We start from the raw sequence: 20,038 nt of genomic DNA, 5'->3' as shown, positions 1-20,038 counted from the left end.
GTCGCCATGGGCTCGAAGTGCAGGGCGCTGCTGGGTGCCGTTCTCGGTGCGATGCTGGCGATGGGGGCCTGGGCCGCAGAGGTCCAGGCCCCCGCGCCCTGGACGCAACTCGCCTTGCTGGCCCGTACCGCGGCGCTTCCCGAGAGGCCGCGGGTCGAGCTGCCTGAGTCGGACTGGCAGTGGCTGCGCGAGAAGCGCACGCTGGTGGTGGGGGTGGCCGCGCCGGACTATGCGCCACTGATCGTCACCGTCAGCGGCAGCGAGCTGGAGGGGGTCACCGCCGACTACCTCGGGCTGGTCAGCGAAGCGCTCAACGTCCGCATCGAGATGCGCCGCTACCCGTCCCGGCGCCAGACCATCCAGGCGCTGCAGGATGGCGAGATCGACCTGATCGGCCGCGCCACCGGCTTCGAGGCCGAGATCCCGGACCTGCTGCTGTCGCGCCCGTATTCCCTGAACCAGCCGGTGATCGTCGGGCAGCAGGACATGCGCCTGGAAGGCGACCTGCAACTGGCCGGCCGGCGGCTCGCCGTGGTGGGCGACTACTTCTCGCCGAAGGAGCTGGCCGACCATTTCCCCGATGCCGAGGTGGTGCATTTCGACTCGCTGCGCCGCGCCCTGGAATCCGTCGCCCTCGGGCAGGTGGACGCCTACGTCGGCGACGCCCTGAGCGCGCAGTACCTGATCAGCCAGGGCTACCTGGTCAACCTCAAGCTGCTGAACTTCGCCAACTTCAACGGCGTCGGCTTTTCCTTCGCCGCGCGCAAGGACGGCAGCCCGCTGCTCTACAGCGTCAACGAAGTGCTGCAGAACATCAGCGCCCAGCAACACCTGTCCATCCAGCGGCGCTGGAGCGTGGGCGGCGTGTTCTCCATCTCCAACCACCGGCTGAACCTCACGCCCCAGGAGCTTCGCTGGCTGGAGCACAACCGGCGGCCGCGCCTGGGCATCGACCAGTCGCTGGCCCCGCTGACCTTCTTCGACTCCCAGGGCAATTTCCGCGGCATAGTCGCGGACCTGCTGGATCTGATCCGCACCCGTACCGGCCTGCAGTTCGAGGTGGTGCCGACCTCGTCGATCTCCGGCATGTTCACCCAGGTGCGCCGGGGCCAGGTCGATGCCCTGGCCACCATGTCGCCCACCGTCGAGCGCGAGGCGCACGTAGACTTCACCCGGCCTTACCTGAGTACCTCCTTCGTGCTGCTCACGCACAAGGACAACACCCGGCTGAACAACCTCGCCGACCTCAACGGCAAGCGCGTGGCGGTGGCCCATGGCAGCTCGCTGGTGTCCTACGTGCGCGAGCAGTTCCCGCGGGTGAAGCTGGTCGAGGTGGACAACTACAGCGATGCCCTGCCGTTGCTGCAGGAGGGGAAGGCGGACGCCGCGCTGCAGCCGATGCTCACCGCCACCTTCCTGGTCAACCGCTACTACCGCGACCTGCGCATCGCCGCGACCCTGGACCTGGAGCCGGCGCAGATATCCCTGGGCGTCTCGCGGGCCGACCCGGAGCTGCTGAGCATCCTCAACAAGGCCCTGCTGGCGATCTCGCCGGAAGACATGGCCAGTATCATCAGCCGCTGGTCCACCAGCGGCGCGTCGCCGGACAGCGTCTGGGAAGGCTACCGCTCGCAGTTCTTCTGGCTGCTGTGGGGCGGGCTGGCGCTGCTCGGGCTGATCCTGCTGTGGAACTGGTACCTGCTCCTGCGGATGCGCGCGCGCCGCCGCGCCGAGCTGGAGCTGCAGGACCGCCTGGCGTTCAAGCGCGCACTGATCGACGGCATTCCCCAGCCGGTCTCGGTGCGCGACGCCGATGGGCGCCTGATCACCTGCAACAGGGCGTTCCGCGAGGCCACCGGGCTGCCGGAGGACCTGGCGGTGGGCTCGCAGCTGACGGACTGCACCTGGCTCTCGGCGGAACAGGCCGAGGGCCTGCACCGGGAATACCTCCAGGTGATGGCCAGCGGGGAGCCGGTCGCCGTCGACCGCATGTTGGAGATCAACGGCGAGACGCGCCAGGTGCACCATTGGCTCACGCCCTACCACAGCGCGTCCGGCAAGCTCCGCGGCGTGGTTTCCGGCTGGGTCGACGTTACCGAACGCGAGCGCCTGCTCCAGCAACTGGAGATCGCCAAGGAGCAGGCCGAGGAAGCCAGCCGGGCGAAGAGCACCTTCCTGGCGACCATGAGCCACGAAATCCGCACGCCGATGAATGCGGTGATCGGCATGCTCGAACTGGCGTTGACGCGCAATCGCTGCGGCGGTTGCGGCGAACAGGGGCCGATCGAGGTGGCCTACGAGTCGGCCAAGTCGCTGCTGCTGTTGATCGGCGACATCCTCGACGTCGCCAAGATCGAGTCCGGCCGCCTGACGCTGCTGCCCGAACGGGCGCGCCTGCGCGAACTGATCGAATCGGTGGCCCGCGTCTTCGACGGCCTGGCCCGGCAGAAGGGCCTGCTGCTGAAGCTGGAGATCGAAACCGAGGCCGCCTGCGACGTACTCATCGACCCGCTGCGCTTCAAGCAGATTCTCTCCAACCTGGTGAGCAACGCCATCAAGTTCACCGATGCGGGCAGCGTCTGGGTGCGGGTGTCGGGCGAGCCGCTGCCGAACGAGCGGCTGGCGCTGGAGGTGTGTGTCGAGGACAGCGGCATCGGCATCGCCGAGGAAGACCAGAAGCAGCTCTTCGAACCCTTCAGCCAGGTGCAGCGCGAAGGGCGCACCAACCATGGCGGCACGGGGCTGGGGCTGACCATCTGCCGCAAGCTGGCGGAAATGATGGGCGGCTCGGTGCGCCTGGAGAGCGTGGCCGGCATGGGCACCAAGGTGCACGTCAGGTTGGTGCTGCAGGTGCTGGAGCCCCTGGCGCCGGAAGACGATTCGATCATCCTGCGCAGTGCGGTGGTGCAGAGGACGCTGCGCGTACTGGTGGTGGACGATCACCCGGTCAACCGCCTGCTGCTGGCGCAGCAGCTGGAACACCTCGGGCACACCGTGGCCATGGCTACGGACGGCGGCGAGGCGCTGCAGATGTGGCGGCCCGGCGAATTCGACCTGATCATCACCGACTGCAACATGCCGGTGCTCAGCGGCTACAGCCTGGCCCGGCGAATCCGCGAGATCGAGCGGGAGAGCGGCGCGGCGCGTTCCCCCATCCTCGGTTTCACGGCCAATGCCCAGCCCGACGAAATCGTTCGTTGCAAGGAGGCCGGCATGGACGACTGCCTGTTCAAGCCAATCAGCATCGAGCAACTGCGTGAGCAGCTGGAGCAACTTCAGCGCGGCGAGATCATGCCGCCGGAGCCGGTTCCTGAAAAACACCCGCAGGAGGAGGGCGACCTGGACATCGGCGCCCTGCTGGAGATGACCGGCGGCAACGCCCAGCTGACGCGCAACCTGATGGCCGAGCTGGTGTCGAGCAACGAGGCGGACGCCGAACAGCTCGAACCCTTGCTGCACGCCCAGGACCGGCGGCGCCTGGCTGAGCTGGCCCACCGCATCAAGGGCGCGGCGCGGCTGGTGGGCGCCATGGCCCTGCATGATCGTTGCGCGGAGCTGGAGAAGGTCTGCACCGAGCGCGCCGAGTTCTCGACCTTGCGCAGTGCCGTGGAGCAACTGCGCAGGGCGCTGGATGCGCTGCAGGCCAGCCTGCATGGCCACTTGAAGCGACTGGACGAGGAAGGCCAGATCCGCCCGGCGCAGTCGGCCACCCAGGACGATCCGGCCTAGCGCCGTAAGGATGCCGTTTCTCCGTCTGGGAGAAACGGCATTTTTCATTTGGGCTCATGGCGTGGTCCGGGAGCCCGGCCGAATCGCGGACGGAGTCCGCTCCTACCCCCGGTAAACACCACACCCCGTGCCACCACCGCATGGGTTTCGCAGGCTCAACCCATTCTACGGGGCTGCCTTGCCGGCCATGCCGTGGGGTTCTTCGTAGGAGCGGACCCTGTCCGCGATAGCCGGACATATCGGCGCGATTCGCGGATGAGAGCCGCTACGCCGCCCACCCGCACCATTCTCATGTAGGAGCGCGCCCTGCGCGCGAAATCGCGGGCAGGGCCCGCTCCTACAGTTCCAGGAAGGCACGGACGTAGGACTCCGTCCGCGATTGGGCTCACCGGCCACGCCGGAAATCCCGGCGGCACGGATGGCGGTGGAGGTCATGCGCCCTACGCTCCTGCCTTCGCCAACTCAAAGCATCGCTTAAATGAACGGCATTGGGCCTCACACCGGGCTGGAGCGCCCGGTCATCTCCCGCGCCATTTCGGTGGCGTAGCTGTCGGTCATCCCGGCGATGAAGTCGATGACGCGCAGGAAGGCCTTGTGCAGCGGCCAGTCGGGATCCGGTGCGTTGTGCCCGAGCAGGTCGAGGATGCGCTGGTTCTTGAACGACGGGCTGCGCCCGCCATGCTGTTCCAGGGCCGCGCCGCAGAAGGAGTTGAGGAGGATTTCCAGGGTGGTGTAGGCGCCGATTTCGTGCAGCGTCTTGCGCTTGTCCTGGAAGATTTTCTGCCGCGCCAGGGCCTTGGCCTGCTGCACGCAGCGCTTGGCCGGGCCGCTCATGTGTTCGACCAGGTCGCCGCCCAGGCGTCCGTCCAGCAGGGCCTGCTTCTGCTCGACGAAGGCTCGTGCGGCGGCATTGCTCAGGTGCTCGATGGCCTTGCCGCGGAGGATCGCCAGGCGCCGCCGGCGGGAATCGCTGGGGCCGAGCTGGCGGTAGGTCTCGGGGATGTCGTCGCCGACCAGGTCGAGCAGCAGGGCTTCCACCTCGGGGTAGTCGAGCAATTCCATTTCCAGGCCGTCTTCCAGGTCGATCAGGCCGTAGCAGATGTCGTCCGCCGCCTCCATCAGGTAGACCAGCGGGTGGCGCGCCCAGCGCTCGTCGTCGAGCTTGGGCATGCCCAGCTTCTCGGTGATCTGTTCCAGCAGCGGCAGCTCGCTCTGGTAGCAGCCGAACTTGTGCTTCTTGTAGCCGAGGGAGTCGGCGTGGCGCGCGGTCCAGGGGTACTTCAGGTAGCTGCCCAGGGTGGCGAAGGTCAGGCGCATGCCGCCGTCGAACTGGTGGTACTCCAACTGGGTGAGCACCCGGAAGCCCTGGGCGTTGCCCTCGAAATTGAGGAAGTCGGCGCGCTCGTCGGCGTCCATGGCGTCCAGCCAGCCCCGCGCGGCGGCCTGTTGGAACCAGTGGCGGATGGCGTCCTCGCCGGAATGGCCGAAGGGCGGGTTGCCGATGTCGTGGGCCAGGCAGGCCGACTGCACGATCACCCCGAGGTCGCTGGGGTCGCACCATTCCGGCAGTTCGCCGCGCAGCATCTCGCCGACGCGCATGCCCAGCGAACGGCCGACGCAGCCGACCTCCAGGGAGTGGGTCAGGCGCGTGTGGATGTGATCGTTGCTCGACACCGGGTGGACCTGGGTCTTGCGCCCCAGGCGGCGGAAGGCGCCGGAGAAGATGATGCGGTCGTGGTCCTTGTGGAAAGCGCTGCGGCCGAGTTCCGCGCTGCTGTGCACGGGTTTGCCGAGGCGCTCGCGGGGGAGCAGGGTATGCCAGTCCATTCGCTCGTCCGATTGCTCGTGGTGCAGCCAACGCTACCCCTTGCCCGCGGCAATCTCAATCGCGGCCTACAGGCCTTCGGCGTCGATGTCGATCAGCAGCAGGCGGCGGCCCTGGTCGATGAACTGCCCGGCGGTCATGCAGTACTGGTTGGAGGTGGCGTCGCGGTAGGTGTTGGACAGCGTCAGCCGGCGCTCTTCCCAGCCCTCGGCGAGCAGTTGGTAGAAGTAGGGGCGCCAGGACCAGTTGTGGCCGACGTAGCGCCGGTCTTCCTTCCAGAACAGGCCGTTCCATTCCAGGTTGGGCGAGATCTGCGTGCCGTGGCGGTCGCACTGGTAGACGCGCAGCAGGCGCGGGAAGCCGTCGGGCGTGGGCAGGCTGGCCAGGCGCGCGCCGCCCTCGGCCCAGGGGCGCAGGTTGGCGACCAGCTCGGCCAGTTGCTGGCGCAGTTGCACCAGTCGGGCGCGTTCGCTCAGCTTGCGCTGCACGTAGCGGTCGCGCCACTGGCCGAAGGCGTCGAGATAGGCGTCGCTGGCGGGGAAGTCCAGCGCCGGGCGGGCGAACAGGTAGCCCTGGACGAAGCGCGCGCCGCATTCCAGGGCGAAGTCCAGTTCCGCCTCGGTCTCCACGCCTTCGGCGATGATCCAGCAGCCGGTCTTCTCGGCCATCTGCGCCAGCGCCTTGACCACCTCGCCGCTGGGGCCGCCGCGGGCGGCCTGCTGGAACAGGCGCATGTCCAGCTTGAGGATGTCCGGTTGCAGCGCCAGCACGCGGTCGAGCTGGGAGTAACCGGCGCCGAAATCGTCGATGGCGATGCGCGCGCCGGCCTCGCGGTAGCGCGCCACCACCTCGGGCAGGCGCTGGTTGCCGCCGCCCAGCTCGGTGATCTCGAAGACCACCCGGTGCGGGTCGACGCCGTGCTGTTGCAGTTGCTTGAGGCTGGGCAGCGGCTGGTTGGGGCGCAGCCGGCTGATCCAGCGCGGCGAGATGTTCAGGCTGAGGAACCAGTCCGCCGGCGCTTCCGGCAGGCGCGCCAGGGCGTCGTCGCGGATCTGCCGGTCGAGGCGGCGCAAGGTGGCCGGGGGAATCTTCGGATCGACGAACAGCGGGCCCACCGAGAGCAACTGGCCGTCGGCCTGGCGCATGCGGCCGAGGGCTTCGACCCCGGCGATGAGGCCGGTGGCGGTATCGATGAAGGGCTGGAAGCAGGCGATCGGTTGCCCGTCGATCAAGGGACACATCCTTAGTGGGAGGAAAAGGAAGGCGTTGCCGCCGGCCCGGGATTGCCTCCTAGCAAGAATGCAGCCAGGGCGCTCAGCCGCCCTGGTCCGCAGTCGGTTTCGCCGGTTTGCCCGCCGTCTGGCGCAGCTTGAGCAGCAGGGGCGCCAGTACCACGGCCAGGCGCAGCAGACGCACCAGGCCGCGTTTGCGACGCAGCATCAGGGCGGCCGCGGCTGCTGCGCCGCCGGCGGCCCACAGGGAGGCGCCGCCGCTAAACTGCTGGCGCACGCCCTGGCCCAGGTCGCGGGCCTGGCGCAGCGGCTGCAGGAGCTTCTCGCTTTCCTGGCGCAGTTGCTGGCGCTGGACTTCCAGGCGCAGGCGCAGCACCGCCTTGCGCAGTTCCCGCCGCGAGGGGCGGGGGGAGAGTTGCGGCAGTTCACTCATGGCAGCAGTTGCTCCCGGTCGCGGGCCAGTTCTTCCAGGGTGGCGCTGAACGGCGAGCTGTCGTCATCCACCAACTGGTACAGGCGCCAGGCGCACAGCCCGCCGCCCAGTGCATAGAAGGCGCACAGGCCGAGCACCGCGGCTAGCCGGTCGCTGTCCCAGAACAGCACCAGCACCAGCAGCGACAGGCCCAGTATCAGCAGCAGGGCGAACAGCAACGCCAGCCCGGCGAACAGCAGCAGCGCCAGGGTACGGCTCTTCTGTTCCTGCAGTTCCAGGCCGAAGAGTTCGACATGGCCATGCAGCAGGCCCAGCAGTGCGGCGCCGAAGCGCCGCACGGAAGGGCCATGGTGTTGCGGGGCGTCCGTGGCGTCGCTCATCGGTCAGCGCCGTCCGACCAGCAGGCCGAGCAGGAAGCCGACGCCGGCAGCCACGCCCACGGCCTGCCAGGGGTGTTCGCCGACGTAGTCCTCGGTGGCGTCCACCGCGGCGCGGCCCTGGTCGCGCACGGCGCTCTGCGCCGCATCGATGCGTTCGCGGGCCCGGCCAAGGCCGGAGCGCAGCTGCTCGCGCAGGGCGTCGGCTTCCTCGCCGGCCAGTTCCGCGGAGGTCTGCAGGAGTTTCTCGGTATCGGCCACCAGGGCCTGGAACTCGGCCAGCAGTTCGTCCTTGGTGGTATTCGCGGTGCTCTTGCGGGGCATTGTGAGGCTCCTTGTGTTTGCGAGGGGTTCACTGGTTTCTGAGCCCCGTGGCGTTGGGAAGTTTCCCATAAATCGCCGGCGAAGCGGCGATGCAGAGCAGGGCCCAGGCCCGTTCATTGAAGACCAGTCCGCGCCGCTTCGCCCGTTTCACGCATGGTATGCCGCTTGCAACGCCATGGTGCGTCATCCGGTGCGAGTGCCCCAGAGAGGGGCGTTCAGGGACGTCCGAAGACCGCCGGAAAGTCCATTAACCATATGAAAGACAAAAGAAAAATCAAAAAAACAGAGGTGCCCCCGCGCATCCTCGTGTGCTGTGTGGAGCAGTGGGATGGACCTTATCGGTGCGCCTGCGCTTCATGCTGGTGCGGAGCGCCGGGGCGATGAGCTGTTTTGGTGCTTTTTCGGTCTGAGCCGGGGCTGCCTGATTCATGGAAAACCTCAACAGTGCCGTGGAAACCCTGATCCACGGTTCCAATACCCTGTTCATCCTGCTGGGCGCCGTGATGGTGCTGGCCATGCATGCCGGCTTCGCCTTCCTCGAGGTCGGCACGGTGCGCCTGAAGAACCAGGTCAACGCGCTGTCGAAGATTCTTTCGGACTTCGCCGTGTCCAGCCTGGCGTATTTCTTCATCGGCTACTGGATCGCCTACGGCGTGGATTTCCTCAAGCCGGCCAGCGAGCTGAGCGCGGAGAACGGCTACGCGCTGGTCAAGTTCTTCTTCCTGCTGACCTTCGCCGCCGCCATCCCCGCGATCATTTCCGGGGGCATCGCCGAGCGCGCCAGATTCGCCCCGCAGCTGTGCGCCACGGCGCTGATCGTGGCCTTCGTCTACCCCTTTTTCGAGGGCATGGCGTGGAACGGCAACCATGGCCTGCAGGCCTGGCTGGCGCTGAAGTTCAGCGCGCCTTTCCATGACTTCGCCGGCTCCGTCGTGGTGCATGCCTTCGGCGGCTGGCTGGCGCTGGCCGCGGTGCTGCTGCTGGGCCCGCGCAACGGCCGCTATCGCGAGGGCCGGCTGGTGGCCTTCGCGCCCTCGAACATCCCGTTCCTGGCCCTGGGCGCCTGGATCCTGGTGGTCGGCTGGTTCGGCTTCAACGTGATGAGCGCGCAGACCCTGGACCACGCCAGCGGCCTGGTGGCGGTGAACTCGTTGCTGGCCATGGTCGGCGGCACCATTGCCTCGTTGCTGGTGGGGCGCAACGACCCCGGCTTCCTGCACAACGGCCCGCTGGCCGGGCTGGTAGCAGTGTGCGCCGGTTCCGATCTGATGCACCCGGTGGGCGCCCTGGCCACTGGCCTTGTGGCCGGCGCGCTGTTCGTCTGGGTGTTCACTGCGGCGCAGACGCGCTGGAAGCTCGACGACGTGCTCGGCGTGTGGCCGCTGCACGGCCTGTGCGGCGCCTGGGGCGGTATTGCCTGTGGCATCTTCGGTCAGCAGGCGCTGGGCGGTTTGGGAGGGGTGAGCCTGGTCAGCCAGGTGTTGGGCACTCTGCTGGGCGTGGTCATCGCCTTCGTCGGTGGGCTGTTGGTCTATGGCGGGATCAAGGCGGTGGTGGGTATTCGTCTGAGCCAGGAGGAGGAGTACTACGGCGCCGACCTGTCGATCCACAAGATCGGAGCGATCAATCACGATTGAATGCTGTCCGTGCCATCTGGGGCATCCGGAGTGGCTGGTGAATGCGCTCCTGCGACCGTGCTCAACGTAGCCGCGTAGGATGGGTTGAGCGAAGCGATACCCATCACCCTGGCCCGATGGGTATCGCAAGCTCAACCCATCCGTTGAGGCGCGCCTTGGTGCAGGTGTCGGGGTTCAAGAGCGCCCTCTCCCCAACCCTCTCCCGCAAGCGGGAGAGGGGGCAGTCCGTGCCGAGAAAAGAATTGGCTCCAGCCGGACATCACCGAGGCTGCCGGCTAACGCCATAACATCAAGCCCTGCCCAACGGTTCCCTCTCCCTTCAGGGCGGGGCGCGCAGCCGAGGGTTAGGGAGAGGGGCGGAGTTGAACCGGCGCGCAGATGCCACCAGCCAGTTCGCGAGCAAGCTCGCTCCTACGAAAAAACAAATGCGCATTCGCTCTTGCTTTTGGACTTCCAGAGAAACCTCCGCGCACTCCGAAACGCCCCTTCAGAAGGCCGAGCGAAACCCGCGCTCAGGAGGTCATGCGACATGGATGTCGCGAGAGCCCCGCGGGCTACAGGGACGTACCCTCGGGGCGGGCCTCCGTTGCGGGGGAATTCGTGAGGGTAGCCCGACTGTGTCGGGCCCGTATGGCGGGGCAAGCCTTTTTGGTTCCTTTTTGCGGGGGTGGCCTTCCACCGACTGACAAAAGGGACTCGCCCGAGGGGGCGAAACGAGAGACATCAGCGCACTCGGAGCGGCGCGTCACACCCAAGCAGGAAGTCTCTGGGTTATTCCCCTTCGGGCCAGCGCAAGCGCTGTTCGCGATGGAGCCGCGTCCCGCGTTCGCGGGAATGGCGGGGATGAGTTGGGCGCCACAGAGAAAACTCGTATAGCCCACATGAAAATGCCGTTTCCCCCAGGGAGAGAAACGGCATTTTCATGAGTGGCCCAAATTACCACCAAGGCCACTGGCACCAGGCCGGAAGGCCACTACGCATGGCCCCCGCCGGCAGTCCGCTACCAGAGTGGCATGGTATAGCTGAGGATCAGACGGTTCTCGTCCGCGGCATTGCCGGCAGCAGAGTTCCGGCTGAAGTTGCTGCGAGTGGTCGCGTTACGCCATTTCACGCCGAAGCCCTTGAGCGCACCGTCCTGGAACACGTAGGCGATGTCGGTATCGCGTTCCCATTCCTTGCCTTCACCGCTGGTGGTCATCAGGTCGATGTTGTCGCCCTTGACGTAGCGGGTCATGAAGGTCAGGCCGGGGATGCCGATGCCGGCGAAGTTGTAGTCGTAGCGGGCCTGCCAGGACTTCTCGTCCTTGTTGGCGAAGTCGTTGATCTGTACGAAGTTCACCAGGTAGGGATCGGTGCCGTTGATGTAGGCGAAGCCGGTGTCGCCGCTCATCTTCTGGTAGCCGAGGCCGAAGGCGTGGTAGCCCAGGCTGTAGGTGAACATGGCGTTGAGCGCCTTGTTGTCGACGTTGCTGGTGCCGTCGTCGTTGGACTTGGCCCAGCGCAGGTCGGTCTTCAGCGACTGGCCCTCGGTGATCGGCAGGACGTAGGTCGCGGTCAGGAAGTGCTGCTTGTAGAAGTCCTCCAACTGGCCGTAGTGGTAACCGGTGCTGAAGTTCTTGGTCCAGGCGTAGGTGCCGCCGGCGAAGTCGAATTCGTTGGTGGTGGTGCCGGTGCGGAAGCTGATGTTCTTCTTGCCGCCGCCGGTGATGGTCATCTCCTGGTAGTCGGAGGAGTCACGCAGGTTGGTTTGGTTCAGGCGGCCGGCGTCGAAGGTCAGGCCGTCGAGCTGGGTAGAGTTGAAGGCGCCACCCAGGAACACCTGCGGCAGCAGGCGGCTGTCGTTGGGCATGATGACCGGCAGTTTCGGGATCAGGGTGCCGACCTTCAGGGTGTTCTTCTCGTAGCGCAGCTTGGCGGTCATGCCCAGCTTGCTGTAGTCGTCGGCGGCGTCGCCGCTGGCGGTCTTGGGCAGCAGGCCGGTGCCGGTGCGGTCCGCGCTGGAATCCAGCTTCAGGCCGAGCATGCCGATGGCGTCTACCCCCACGCCAATGGTGCCCTCGGTGTAGCCGGACTCGTAACGCAGGATGAAGCCCTGCGCCCACTCTTCGGCCTTGCTCTGCTGGGCCGGAGTGGAGGTGCGGAAATCGCGGTTGAAGTAGAAGTTGCGCAGTTCGACGCTGGCCTTGCTGTCCGAGATGAAGTCGGCGTGAGCCAGGGCGGGGATGATGCAGGTGGAACCCAGCGTGGCCATGGCCACGGCGCGGGCGATCGGAGTCTTGCTCATTGTTATTGTCTCCTCGAGCGCTTTGAGCAGTTCGGTGATGCCTGGACTACGCCGGCATGTCGATCTGTTACAGCCTGCCTACTAAATCATTACAGGCTTTTTCCGACTCTTAGACCTTAGTCGCTGTTCTCCGAGTTATCCCGCTGATTTGCCTGGAATTGGCCTACCCCCTGCGCTCTGCACCAAAGGAGGGCCTTTCATTGCACCCAGTGCGGGTAGTAGCCGAGGCGGTCCTGTACCTGCGCGTCGTGGGCCGGGACCACGGTGATTTCCGGGTGTGCCAGGAGCATTTCGTGGACCTTCGCCAACTGCGCCAGGGTCTGCCTGCGGTCGCGGTCCACCAGGCGGCTGCTGACCCAGAACTTCTGCCGCGGACCGCTGAAGCCTTCCAGGCGCCAACTGGTGTCGCCGCTGAAGAAGAAGCGGCGGCCATCCTCCAGCGTCAGGAACAGGCCGACCGAGCCGGGCGTGTGGCCGGGCATGGGCACCAGCACCAGGCTGCCGTCGCCGAACAGGTCCAGGCTCTCGTCGAAGGCCAGGAAGGGCGTGGGCGAGAACACGTAGGGCCGCCAGGGCGTCGCCGCGCTGAACTGGCTGGGGAACACCGCCGGCGGCGTGGCGATGTGGGCATAGTCGATCTCCGCATAGGGCGCCCATACCGGCACCTCGGGGAAGTCCACCAGCGCCGAGGCATGGTCCCAGTGGGCATGGGACAGGTAGATGCGGTCGATGCGGATGCCGCTGCCGGCCAGTTGCTCGCGCACCGGATGCACCTCGCCGAAACGGAACAGCGGCTTGTCCCACCAGGGCATGTCCCGGGCGAACTGCGCCTGCGCCTGGCTGCCCAGGCCGGTGTCGAACAGCAGCGTGGCCGCGTGGTGCTGGATGAGCAGCGCTGTGTGGTTGACGCGCACCTTTCGCGTCCAGTCGCCGTCGGCGAGGGTCAGGGCGTCGAGGGTGGTGAGCCCGGAGGTGCGCACCAGGGCGAAGCGCAGTCCGTCGGCGTGGCCGGGCAGGCTGGCCAACCCCAGCAGCAGGGCGAGGAAGCATCTGGCGAGGCGCATGGTCGGCATCCTTTTCGACGGCTCAGAGCGTGGGCAGGGGGAGGTAGCCGGGGAGGGCGCGGATGCTTTCCTGCCAGGCCTGCACGTGGGGGTAGACGGCGGTGTCCAGGCCGCCTTCGGGGGCCAGGGCGACGTAGGGGTAGACCGCGATGTCGGCGATGCTCGGCCCGGCCGTACGGGCCAGCCAGGGCTGCCGCGACAGTTCCCCGTCGAGCAGTTCCAGGGCCTGGCGCGCCTTGGCCTGGGCTGCGCCGAGGTCGCCGGGGCGCTTGAACAGTTGGATGACCCGCGCCTGCGCCGGCCCGTGCTGGATCTCGTTGGCGGCGAAGCTCAGCCAATGGGCGATGCGCCCCTGGGGCTCGGCGTCCAGCGGGTACCAGGAGGGCTCGGCATAGCGGCGCGCCAGGTAGACCAGGATGGCCTGGGAGTCGCCCAGGCCGAAATCGCCGTCCTCCAGGGCCGGCACCTGGCCGCGCGGGTTGATGGCGAGGAAGGCGGGGCGCTTGTGCACGCCGCTGCGCAGGTCGACGTTGACCAGCTCGGCGTTCTGGCCGATCAGGCTGAGGAACAGGCGGACCTTGTAGGCATTTCCGGAGAGCGGGATGTCGTGCAGTTTCATGGCGGTGTTCCTGCTGGGTGTTGTTGTCGGGAACGGCTCCGGCAAATATTAGACAGACAAGTCTGTATAGTTCAAGCTCGAAATACGGCCATCCCGTGCCCGCCGGTTCAAGAGCGCCGACGCCTCGCGCATAATGACCGCCCAGGAGGTGCCCATGACGTCCAGCAAGGCTTCCAGCAAGCGCGAGCAGTTGCTCAATACCGCCCTCGAGCTGTTCTACCGCGAGGGCTACCACGCCACGGGCATCGACCGCATCCTGGCCGAGTCCGGGGTGGCCAAGATGACCCTGTACAAGCACTTCAAGTCCAAGGACGAGCTGATCATGGCCGCCCTGGAGGAACGCCATGCGCGCACCTTGCGGCGTTTCGGCGATGCGCCGCGGCGGACGCCGCGCGAGGCCATCCTGGCGGTCTTCGATAACCTGCACGGCTACCTGCACGAGGACGGCTTCAGCGGTTGCGCCTTCATCCACGCGGCCGCCGAGTTCCATGACCGCGGCCACCCGATCCACCGCCAGGCCGCCGAGCACAAGGGCTTCGTCGAAGCGTTCTTCCGTCGCCAACTGGAGGACCTCGGCGTGCACGAACCGGGCAAGCTGGCGCGGCAGCTGCAATATTTGCTGGAAGGGGTGCTGGTCATGGCGCACATGCACGGTCCGGCCGACCAGGCCCTGGAAGCGCGCGAGGTGGCGGAAACCTTGCTGCGCCAGGCCGGCCATTGACGGGGGAGGAGACGATGGGCCCTGAATGCCAACTGTTCGGAACCCTGGGCTGCCACCTGTGCGAGGTGGCGGAGGCGGTGCTGATGCCTTTCGTCGAGCACGGCCTGCTGGTGGAACTGGTCGACATCGCCGACCGCGAGGACTGGGTCGAGCGCTACGGCCTCAGCATCCCGGTGCTGCGTCGTTGCGACACGGGGGCGGAGCTGAACTGGCCGTTCGACGCCGAACAGGTAGCTGCTTTCTTGCGCTGCTGATTTTTCCTCCGACGTTTCTGCGCCTGGCGCTGCCCTGTGTCAGTCTTGCGCTGTCGTACCCTTTCGTTGGAGACAGCACTATGAAAATCGGATTCCTCGGCCTTGGCGGCATGGGCGCCGGCATGGCCGCGAACCTCATCCGCGGCGGCCACCAGGTGCACCTGTGGAACCGTTCGCCGGCGGCGCTGGAGCCATTGCTGGCCCTGGGCGGCCTGGCTGCGGCCGATCCGCTCGCGGCCTTCGATGCCGACGTGGTGATTTCCATGCTCGCCGACGACACTGCGACCCGCGCGGTGCTCCTCGACAGCGGCGCCCTGGACTCGGCGCGGCCGGGGCTGATCCACCTGAGCATGGCCACGCTGTCGGTGGCCCTGGTGGGCGAGCTGGCCGAGCGCCATCGCCAGCGCGACGTCGCCTTCATCGCCGCGCCGGTGTTCGGCCGCACCGACGTGGCCGCGGCCGGCAAGCTCAACATCCTCGCCGCCGGGCCCGCCGAGGCCATCGCCGAAGTGCAGCCGCTGCTGGACCTGATGGGGCAGAAGACCTGGCCGCTGGGCGACGATCCCCTGAGTGCGGCGGCGGTGAAGATCGCCGGCAACTTCATGATCGCCAGCGCCATCGAAGCCATGGGCGAGGCCTCGGCCCTGGCCAAGGGCTTCGGGGTGGTGCCCGCGCAGTTGCTGGAGATCATGGGCAGCACCCTGTTCAACGCGCCGGTGTACCGCAACTACGGCGCGCTGATCGCCGAGCAGCGCTACGAGCCGGCGGCGTTCCGCCTGGTGCTCGGCCTGAAGGACGTGGGCCTGGCCCTGGCGGCAGGGCAGAGCCGCCACGTGCCGCTGCCGTTCGCCAGCGTGCTGCGCGACAACCTGCTGGAGGCGGTGGCCCAGGGCGACGGCGAACGGGATTGGGCGGCGCTGGCGCAGGTGGCGATGCGCCGTTCGGGGCAGGCCTGAAGCCAGGCACGTGTAGGAGCGGACTCTGTCCGCGATGGCATGAACGCCGGCCTTGCCGGCGGAATCGCGGATAAATCCGCTCCTACGCTCTCCCGGACAGCATGTAGGCGCGCGCCCAGTGCGTGATTCGCGGGTGGGGAAATGCCTGCCGGGAAAAATCGCAGGCAATAAAAAACCCGCCGGTTAAGGCGGGTTTTTCGGGATTTGGTCGGAGCGACTGGATTCGAACCAGCGACCTTCTCGTCCCGAACGAGACGCGCTACCAAGCTGCGCTACGCTCCGTTTGATGGCGCGCATTCTACCGAAAAACTTTTGATGCACAAGGGGTTAGCGAAAATTTTTTCAGAAATATTTTCCGCCCCCCGAAAAAGCCGACGCCCCGCGGGACTCTGAGTCCGGCGGGGCGCCCGGGTGCTGGCGGTCGGGGATCAGAGATCCTTGACGGTACGCACCTGGTCCTTGTTCACGCGTACGCGTTTGCCGTCCAGTTGTTCGAATTCATAGAAACCGGTGTCGTCGTCGTACTTGGGCGTGTCGACGGACTGGATCTCGCGGCCGTCGTTCAGGGTGATGACGCTGGGGCTGGAGCAGCCAGCGAGTGCGCCAAGGCCCAGGACGAGCAGGAAAGCTGGGAGCGCGCGATTGATCATTCGTATATCTCCTGTACGAATCGAAGTTTGTTCGGAGTTTCCGACTGGGAGAGTAGTGGCAAAGTTCCCGGTAAATTCTCGAAAGACAGTGTATCGGCTGTCTAGCCCGGGCCGTTCAGCAGTTCGGGGGAGTTCAGGTTGGCCAGGCGGGGGTCCCCCTTTGCGCAGGCCACGGGACGCGCGCCCAGGGGCAGCAGGACCTGGCGCGGGCTGCGCTCGCCGCGTTGCCAGGCGGCTTCCAGCTGCGGCGCCAGGGCCTTGGGCAGGATGCAGAACAGCGGTTCCCAATGGTCGCCGTCGTGCAGCATGTGCGGCGCCTGTGGTTGCGCCGCGGCGGCCTGGCGCAGGCGTTCGATGAGCTCTTCGTCGAACAGCGGGGCGTCGCAGGGCAGCACCAGCAGCCAGGGGTGGCGGGCGGCCTGCAGGCCGGCGCGGATGCCGGCGAGCGGGCCGGGGTAGTCCGGGGTGTCGTCGTGCACCAGTTGGTCGGCGTAGGCCCGGTAGATGTCGGCGTTGCGGTTGCAGGAGATGATCAGGTCGTCGCTCAGCGGGCGCACGCGTTCGTGCAGGTAGCTGATCAAGGGCCGCCCGCGCCATTCCAGCAGGCCCTTGTCGCGTCCCCCCATGCGTTGGCCGCGCCCCCCGGCGAGCAGCAGGACGGAACAGGGCGGCAGGGTGGCGTCAGGCATGGCGAGGTCTCCGGAACGGGCCTGTGATATAACACCGGCATCCCCGTCTCTCAAGCAAGGACACCGTCCATGAGCCATTTGGCCACGCCCGAATTCGTGCCGCTGAACATCGCCGTGCTCACCGTCAGCGACACCCGCACGCTGGAGACCGACACCTCCGGCCAGCTGTTCGTCGACCGCCTCACCGCCGCCGGGCACAACCTGGCCGCGCGGGTGCTGCTGAAGGACGACCTCTATCGCATCCGCGCCCAGGTCGCCGCCTGGATCGCCGAGGAGCAGGTGCAGGTGGTGCTGGTCACCGGCGGCACCGGCTTCACCGGCCGCGACAGCACCCCGGAGGCGGTCACCTGCCTGCTGGACAAGCTGGTGGACGGCTTCGGCGAGCTGTTCCGGCAGATCTCGGTGGCCGACATCGGCACCTCCACCGTGCAGTCCCGCGCCCTGGCCGGGCTGGCCAACGGCACCCTGGTGTGCTGCCTGCCGGGTTCCACCAACGCCTGCCGCACCGCCTGGGACGGCATCCTCGCCGAGCAACTGGACGCCCGCCACCGCCCGTGCAACTTCGTGCCGCACCTGAAGCAGGCCGCGCCCTGCGAGAGCCGCGGATGAGCGGCTGCGACAAGCCCGGCCTGCTGCCGGTCGAGGAGGCCCTGGCGCGGCTGATGGCGCTGGCGGCGCAGGCGCCGATTTCGGAAGTCGAACAGGTCCCCCTGAGCGAGGCCGAGGGCCGCGTGCTGGCCGCGCCGTTGCTGGCCGGCCTGGACCTGCCGCCCTGGGACAACAGCGCCATGGACGGCTACGCGCTGCGCCTGGCCGACTGGCAGGGCGAGCCGCTGCTGGTGAGCCAGAAGATTTTCGCCGGCATCGCCCCCGAGCCGCTGCAACCCGGCACCTGCGCACGCATCTTCACCGGCGCGCCGGTGCCCCATGGCGCGGATTGCGTGGAGATGCAGGAAAACGTCGAGGTGCTGGCGGACGGCCGCGTGCGCTTCCGCGAAGCGCTGCGCTTCGGCCAGCACATCCGCCCGCAGGGCCAGGAGACCCGCCAGGGCGACCAGGTGCTGCCGGCCGGCACGCGCCTGGGCGCCATCGAGCTTGGCCTGGCCGCCTCGCTCGGCCAGGCCGTGCTGAACGTGCGGCGCAAGCCGCGGGTGGCGCTGCTGTCCACCGGCGACGAGCTGGTGGAGCCGGACCAGCCGCTGCGCACCGGGCAGATCTATAACAGCAACCGCGCCGTGCTGAAGGCCTGGCTGCTGCGTTCCGGCTGCGAGGTGCGGGATGCCGGCATCCTCCCCGACGACCTGGCGAAGACCCGCGAAGTGCTCTGCTCGCTGGGCGGCGCCGATCTGATCCTGACCACCGGCGGCGTCTCCGTGGGCGAGGCCGATTTCCTCGGCGCGGCCCTGCGCGAGGCCGGCGAACTGGCGCTGTGGAAGCTGGCGATCAAGCCGGGCAAGCCGCTGACCGTGGGCCACTACCAGGGGACGCCGGTGATCGGCCTGCCGGGCAACCCGGCCTCCACCCTGGTCACCTTCGCCCTGCTGGCGCGTCCCTACCTGCTGCGCCGCCTGGGCGTGGACGCGGTGACGCCGCTGCGCTTCGAGGTGCCCGCCGGCTTCGCCTGGAAGCACGCCGGCAACCGCCGCGAATACCTGCGCGCGCGCCTGGAGAACGGCCGTGCGCTGATCTACCCGAACCAGAGCTCCGGCGTGCTGCGCAGCGCCGCCTGGGCCGACGGCCTAGTGGAAGTGCGCGAAGGGCGGACGCTGGAAGAGGGCGAGATGGTGCCCTTCATTCCCCTGAGCGAAGTGCTGTTGTAGGTGCAACTGTCTTGCCGGCTGCGCCGTGCTCGCCGGTAATGTAGGAGCGGACCTTGTCCGCGATAGCCGGAACCCCCGGCGCGATTCGCGGATAAGATCCGCTCCTACGCCGCCCCACCCGCACCATTCCATGTAGGAGCGCGCCCTGCGCGCGAATCGCGGGCAGGGCCCGCTACACCTCCGGTAAACACAAGGCCCCGTAGGATGGGTTGAGCGAAGCGATACCCATCACCGCCACCGCATGGGTTTCGCAAGCTCGACCCATCCTACGAAGAGCACCCCGGCGCGGCCGGCAAGACAGTTGCTCCTACAGGGGGCATGCCGTGCCTCCCGGCATTTGCCCGCGAATCTACTCACCCCGCCGCCGGCCGATGGCGCTGGCGGTATTCCCCCGGCGTCTCCCCGGTCCAGCCCTTGAAGCTGCGGTGGAAGGAGCGCGATTCGGTGAAACCCAGGTACTGAGCGATGTCCTGGATCTGCAGGTCGCTGTGCAGCAGGTAGTGCTCGGCCAGCTCCTGGCGCAGCGTGTCGAGGATCTGCTGGTAGCTGGTGCCGGCCTGCTGCAGGTGGCGCTGCAGGGTGCGCACGGTCATGTCGAAGCGCTCGGCGACGCGTTCCTTGCGCGGCAGGCCGTCCTTCATCAGCAGGCGCAGGGCGTTCTTCACCCGTAGCGGCAGCGGTTCGTCGTCGTCCAGTTCGGCCATCATGGCCAGGGCGTGTTCTTCCAGGGTGCGCAGCAGGTTGGCGTCGGCCTGGCGTAGCGGAAAAGCCAGCAGGGGCAGCGGCACCAACAGGGCGCTGCAGGGTTTCTCGAAGCGCACCGGGCAGCCGAACAGCCGCTCGTACTCGGCCAGCTCGGTGCCGGCCGGCTGCGGGTGCTCGAACCAGACTTCCTCGGGCGAGCCCTCGAAATCGGCGATCCAGCGCGCGTAGAGCAGCCAGGAGGCCAGCACGTTCTCCACCATGTGGCGGCGGATGTCGGCGGCCTGGTGGCGGCAGTTCCAGACCAGGCGCACGTGGCCGTCGCCCGGTTCGACGCGGCTCACGCCCATGTCCCCCACCAGCTTCTCGTAGGGGATGATGCGGTTCATCGCCTCGCCCAGGGTGGCGCAGTTCATGGTGATGTAGCCGAGCACGCTCCAGGAGCCCGGCTGCACGAAACGCGCGGCGTGCAGGCCGAACAGCGGATCATTGGCGTGCTCGCAGAAATAGCCGAGCAGGCGTTCGTGGGCTTCGCTGGGCAGGCGCTGGCTGTTGTCGGCCAGCTGCGCGCGGGTGAGGTCGGCGGCCCGCAGGGCGGCGTCGACGTCCAGGCCGAGGTGCTCGGCCTGGCGCAGGTACTTGAGCAGGGCGGGTACGGAGGTATAGCCGAGGGCGTGCATGGTGCGCTCTTGTTCTGGTGGCTCTATTGGCGACTGGCGCTG

18 protein-coding genes and 1 tRNA gene are annotated in these 20,038 nt (G+C 67.5%); 7 read left to right on the top strand and 12 right to left on the bottom strand.

The window, feature by feature from the left end; translation table 11 throughout:
- Nucleotides 1-6: 6 nt before the first annotated feature.
- Entirely contained in the window at nt 7-3,729 is a 3,723-nt protein-coding gene (locus tag IG194_RS04955) for a transporter substrate-binding domain-containing protein (RefSeq protein WP_058490699.1), read from the top strand.
- 495 nt (nt 3,730-4,224) lie between these two features.
- Here IG194_RS04955 and IG194_RS04950 read toward each other — a convergent pair whose 3' ends face one another.
- The 5 genes from IG194_RS04950 to IG194_RS04930 form a co-directional block, all read right to left on the bottom strand.
- Nucleotides 4,225-5,556: a deoxyguanosinetriphosphate triphosphohydrolase gene (locus tag IG194_RS04950; RefSeq protein ID WP_009621308.1), complete on the bottom strand. Its 1,332-nt coding sequence runs from the start codon at nt 5,554-5,556 to the stop codon at nt 4,225-4,227.
- Between the two features lie 66 nt (nt 5,557-5,622).
- Nucleotides 5,623-6,786, bottom strand: coding sequence for an EAL domain-containing protein (locus tag IG194_RS04945; protein ID WP_058490698.1), 1,164 nt, complete (start codon nt 6,784-6,786; stop codon nt 5,623-5,625).
- A gap of 82 nt (nt 6,787-6,868) precedes the next feature.
- Nucleotides 6,869-7,219: a hypothetical protein gene (locus IG194_RS04940; protein WP_043319073.1), complete on the bottom strand. Its 351-nt coding sequence runs from the start codon at nt 7,217-7,219 to the stop codon at nt 6,869-6,871.
- The gene (locus IG194_RS04935; protein ID WP_009621313.1) at nt 7,216-7,599 is read right to left on the bottom strand and encodes a phage holin family protein; all 384 of its coding nucleotides are present in this window, start codon (nt 7,597-7,599) and stop codon (nt 7,216-7,218) included. The genes IG194_RS04940 and IG194_RS04935 overlap by 4 nt, the downstream gene beginning before the upstream one ends.
- Before the next feature lie 3 nt (nt 7,600-7,602).
- Entirely contained in the window at nt 7,603-7,920 is a 318-nt protein-coding gene (locus IG194_RS04930) for a DUF883 family protein (protein WP_009621315.1), read from the bottom strand.
- Nucleotides 7,921-8,348: 428 nt separating this feature from the next.
- Here IG194_RS04930 and IG194_RS04925 point away from each other — a divergent pair, with 428 nt between their 5' ends.
- On the top strand, nt 8,349-9,557 hold the full coding sequence (locus IG194_RS04925) for an ammonium transporter (RefSeq protein ID WP_058490697.1): 1,209 nt from the start codon (nt 8,349-8,351) through the stop codon (nt 9,555-9,557).
- A gap of 1,000 nt (nt 9,558-10,557) precedes the next feature.
- Here the strand turns inward: IG194_RS04925 and IG194_RS04920 are convergent.
- The 3 genes from IG194_RS04920 to IG194_RS04910 all read right to left on the bottom strand — a co-directional run bounded on the left by IG194_RS04920 (nt 10,558) and on the right by IG194_RS04910 (nt 13,524).
- Nucleotides 10,558-11,841: an OprD family porin gene (locus IG194_RS04920; protein WP_043319069.1), complete on the bottom strand. Its 1,284-nt coding sequence runs from the start codon at nt 11,839-11,841 to the stop codon at nt 10,558-10,560.
- Nucleotides 11,842-12,038: 197 nt separating this feature from the next.
- The gene (locus IG194_RS04915; protein ID WP_141679816.1) at nt 12,039-12,905 is read right to left on the bottom strand and encodes an MBL fold metallo-hydrolase; all 867 of its coding nucleotides are present in this window, start codon (nt 12,903-12,905) and stop codon (nt 12,039-12,041) included.
- A gap of 22 nt (nt 12,906-12,927) precedes the next feature.
- Nucleotides 12,928-13,524 carry a glutathione S-transferase family protein gene (locus IG194_RS04910; protein WP_058490695.1) on the bottom strand — a complete coding sequence of 199 codons (597 nt, stop codon included), beginning with the start codon at nt 13,522-13,524 and terminating at the stop codon, nt 12,928-12,930.
- Nucleotides 13,525-13,678: 154 nt separating this feature from the next.
- Here IG194_RS04910 and IG194_RS04905 point away from each other — a divergent pair, with 154 nt between their 5' ends.
- The 3 genes from IG194_RS04905 to IG194_RS04895 all read left to right on the top strand — a co-directional run bounded on the left by IG194_RS04905 (nt 13,679) and on the right by IG194_RS04895 (nt 15,455).
- Entirely contained in the window at nt 13,679-14,245 is a 567-nt protein-coding gene (locus tag IG194_RS04905) for a TetR/AcrR family transcriptional regulator (RefSeq protein ID WP_058491083.1), read from the top strand.
- A gap of 14 nt (nt 14,246-14,259) precedes the next feature.
- Entirely contained in the window at nt 14,260-14,499 is a 240-nt protein-coding gene (locus IG194_RS04900; protein ID WP_009621323.1) for a glutaredoxin family protein, read from the top strand.
- 80 nt (nt 14,500-14,579) lie between these two features.
- A complete protein-coding gene (locus tag IG194_RS04895) occupies nt 14,580-15,455 on the top strand; it encodes an NAD(P)-dependent oxidoreductase (protein ID WP_058490693.1) in 876 nt (291 codons plus the stop codon).
- Nucleotides 15,456-15,660: 205 nt separating this feature from the next.
- Here the strand turns inward: IG194_RS04895 and IG194_RS04890 are convergent.
- The 3 genes from IG194_RS04890 to mobA form a co-directional block, all read right to left on the bottom strand.
- Nucleotides 15,661-15,737 (bottom strand) — tRNA-Pro (locus IG194_RS04890).
- A 146-nt stretch (nt 15,738-15,883) separates the two neighbouring features.
- Nucleotides 15,884-16,105 carry a YgdI/YgdR family lipoprotein gene (locus IG194_RS04885; RefSeq protein ID WP_009621327.1) on the bottom strand — a complete coding sequence of 74 codons (222 nt, stop codon included), beginning with the start codon at nt 16,103-16,105 and terminating at the stop codon, nt 15,884-15,886.
- A gap of 101 nt (nt 16,106-16,206) precedes the next feature.
- A complete protein-coding gene (mobA, locus tag IG194_RS04880) occupies nt 16,207-16,794 on the bottom strand; it encodes a molybdenum cofactor guanylyltransferase MobA (RefSeq protein ID WP_009621328.1) in 588 nt (195 codons plus the stop codon).
- Nucleotides 16,795-16,863: 69 nt separating this feature from the next.
- Here mobA and moaB point away from each other — a divergent pair, with 69 nt between their 5' ends.
- Together moaB and glp are read left to right on the top strand one after the other, a co-directional pair.
- Nucleotides 16,864-17,403, top strand: a complete 540-nt coding sequence (gene moaB, locus IG194_RS04875) for a molybdenum cofactor biosynthesis protein B (protein WP_009621330.1) — start codon at nt 16,864-16,866, stop codon at nt 17,401-17,403.
- Entirely contained in the window at nt 17,400-18,614 is a 1,215-nt protein-coding gene (gene glp / locus IG194_RS04870) for a gephyrin-like molybdotransferase Glp (RefSeq protein WP_058490692.1), read from the top strand. Before moaB ends, glp begins: the two co-directional genes overlap by 4 nt.
- 353 nt (nt 18,615-18,967) lie before the next feature.
- Here glp and IG194_RS04865 read toward each other — a convergent pair whose 3' ends face one another.
- Entirely contained in the window at nt 18,968-19,996 is a 1,029-nt protein-coding gene (locus tag IG194_RS04865; RefSeq protein WP_043267345.1) for an AraC family transcriptional regulator, read from the bottom strand.
- Nucleotides 19,997-20,038 lie beyond the last annotated feature (42 nt).

The organism is Pseudomonas sp. ADPe, assembly GCF_014843515.1.
In the GTDB taxonomy this organism is placed as follows: domain Bacteria; phylum Pseudomonadota; class Gammaproteobacteria; order Pseudomonadales; family Pseudomonadaceae; genus Pseudomonas; species Pseudomonas citronellolis.
The sequence above is the reverse complement of the archived record's forward strand: the minus strand, read 5'-3'. Positions and strand labels throughout refer to the sequence as shown.

Coding starts and splice junctions, on each gene's coding strand:
- IG194_RS04955 (WP_058490699.1), top strand. CDS start 7: ATGGGCTCGAAGTGCAGGGCGCTGCTGGGTGCCGTTCTCGGTGCGATG.
- IG194_RS04950 (WP_009621308.1), bottom strand. CDS start 5,556: ATGGACTGGCATACCCTGCTCCCCCGCGAGCGCCTCGGCAAACCCGTG.
- IG194_RS04940 (WP_043319073.1), bottom strand. CDS start 7,219: ATGAGTGAACTGCCGCAACTCTCCCCCCGCCCCTCGCGGCGGGAACTG.
- IG194_RS04935 (WP_009621313.1), bottom strand. CDS start 7,599: ATGAGCGACGCCACGGACGCCCCGCAACACCATGGCCCTTCCGTGCGG.
- IG194_RS04930 (WP_009621315.1), bottom strand. CDS start 7,920: ATGCCCCGCAAGAGCACCGCGAATACCACCAAGGACGAACTGCTGGCC.
- IG194_RS04925 (WP_058490697.1), top strand. CDS start 8,349: ATGGAAAACCTCAACAGTGCCGTGGAAACCCTGATCCACGGTTCCAAT.
- IG194_RS04920 (WP_043319069.1), bottom strand. CDS start 11,841: ATGAGCAAGACTCCGATCGCCCGCGCCGTGGCCATGGCCACGCTGGGT.
- IG194_RS04915 (WP_141679816.1), bottom strand. CDS start 12,905: ATGCGCCTCGCCAGATGCTTCCTCGCCCTGCTGCTGGGGTTGGCCAGC.
- IG194_RS04910 (WP_058490695.1), bottom strand. CDS start 13,524: ATGAAACTGCACGACATCCCGCTCTCCGGAAATGCCTACAAGGTCCGC.
- IG194_RS04905 (WP_058491083.1), top strand. CDS start 13,679: ATGACGTCCAGCAAGGCTTCCAGCAAGCGCGAGCAGTTGCTCAATACC.
- IG194_RS04900 (WP_009621323.1), top strand. CDS start 14,260: ATGGGCCCTGAATGCCAACTGTTCGGAACCCTGGGCTGCCACCTGTGC.
- IG194_RS04895 (WP_058490693.1), top strand. CDS start 14,580: ATGAAAATCGGATTCCTCGGCCTTGGCGGCATGGGCGCCGGCATGGCC.
- IG194_RS04885 (WP_009621327.1), bottom strand. CDS start 16,105: ATGATCAATCGCGCGCTCCCAGCTTTCCTGCTCGTCCTGGGCCTTGGC.
- mobA (WP_009621328.1), bottom strand. CDS start 16,794: ATGCCTGACGCCACCCTGCCGCCCTGTTCCGTCCTGCTGCTCGCCGGG.
- moaB (WP_009621330.1), top strand. CDS start 16,864: ATGAGCCATTTGGCCACGCCCGAATTCGTGCCGCTGAACATCGCCGTG.
- glp (WP_058490692.1), top strand. CDS start 17,400: ATGAGCGGCTGCGACAAGCCCGGCCTGCTGCCGGTCGAGGAGGCCCTG.
- IG194_RS04865 (WP_043267345.1), bottom strand. CDS start 19,996: ATGCACGCCCTCGGCTATACCTCCGTACCCGCCCTGCTCAAGTACCTG.